The sequence below is a fragment of the Mycobacterium sp. E136 genome (assembly GCF_001666865.1).
Lineage (GTDB): Bacteria > Actinomycetota > Actinomycetes > Mycobacteriales > Mycobacteriaceae > Mycobacterium.
Genome location: NZ_LZJE01000275.1, coordinates 1 through 1,274 on the forward strand (window position 1 = coordinate 1; position 1,274 = coordinate 1,274).

The 1,274-nt window shown below is 62.7% G+C and carries 1 protein-coding gene; it reads left to right on the forward strand.

The features are described from left to right. Positions 1 to 243 precede the first annotated feature (243 nt). Positions 244 to 1,274: IS110 family RNA-guided transposase (locus tag A5698_RS18270; RefSeq protein WP_068299822.1), on the forward strand; the 1,031-nt coding region annotated here is incomplete at its 3' end.

The window sequence follows — 1,274 nt, forward strand, 5'->3', positions numbered from 1 at the left end:
ACACGCACTCAGTGTCACTGTGGTGATTGCCGCTTTGCGGTGGTTGGGTTGTTCTCATCTGGTGTTTGGCTCTGACACGCACTGCCACCTTTCGGGGTTGGCATTCGAGCATTCTGCCGACACCGGATGGGAAGGACCGACCGGCGTGACTTGATAGGAGCGTGGCATCGCCCCCACTGAGATGTGTCCAACCGGTCGGCCCAACCTTCTACTCACCCATCACGATGAAAGAAGGCACCGTCCATGGTCGTTCTTGGCGCCGATGTACACAAGCGCAGCCACACGTTCGTCGCTGTCGACGAAGGTGGCCGCAAGGCCGGAGAGAAAGTCGTCCCCGCAACGACACAAGGGCATCTAGCCGCGTTGGCCTGGGCCAAGACCACCTTCGGCGAGGATTTACTGTGGGGTATCGAAGATTGCCGCAATCTTTCGGCGCGACTAGAGCGCGACCTGTTATCGGCGGGACAGATGGTGGTGCGAGTGGCACCGAAATTGATGGCCCACGAACGCAGCGGGGCACATACTTACGGTAAATCTGATCCGATCGACGCCCTGGCGGTGGCTCGCGCGGTCCTTCGCCATCGCGATCTGCCGGTAGCGGCACACGACGAGGTTTCGCGCGAACTCAAGCTACTGGTCGATCGACGCGAAGACCTTGTGGGACAACGCACTGCCACCATCAACAGACTCCTGGGCCGCATCCACGAACTCGACCCGGCCCAGGCGCCGAAGAAGGGATCACTGGACCGGGCCAAAACCCAGACCACCCTGGCCGCATGGTTGGCCACCCAAGACGGGCTACTGGCCGAGTTGGCCACCGACGAACTAGGCGACATCATCCGACTCACCCTGGCCATCAAAGCCCTCGACACCCGCATCAGCCACGCCGTGCAGGCAGTATCTCCCCAACTGCTGACATTGCCGGGCTGCGGCGAGCTCACCGCGGCCAAACTCGTCGGCGAAACCGCCGGCATTGCCCGATTCAAAAGCGAAGCCGCCTTCGCCTGCCACAGCGGTACCGCCCCCATCCCAGTCTGGTCAGGCAACACCGCCGGACGCGTGCGCCTCAGCCGCGCCGGCAACCGACAACTCAACGCCGCCCTGCACCGCATCGCACTGACCCAGATCCGCCTCGCCGGCACTCCTGGACACGCCTACTACCACAGGAAACTCGCCGAAGGCGACTCCACCAAAGAAGCCCTGCGCTGCCTCAAACGACGCCTGGCACGAGTCGTCTACAACCGCCTACACGCCGACGAACAAACACGCCACCA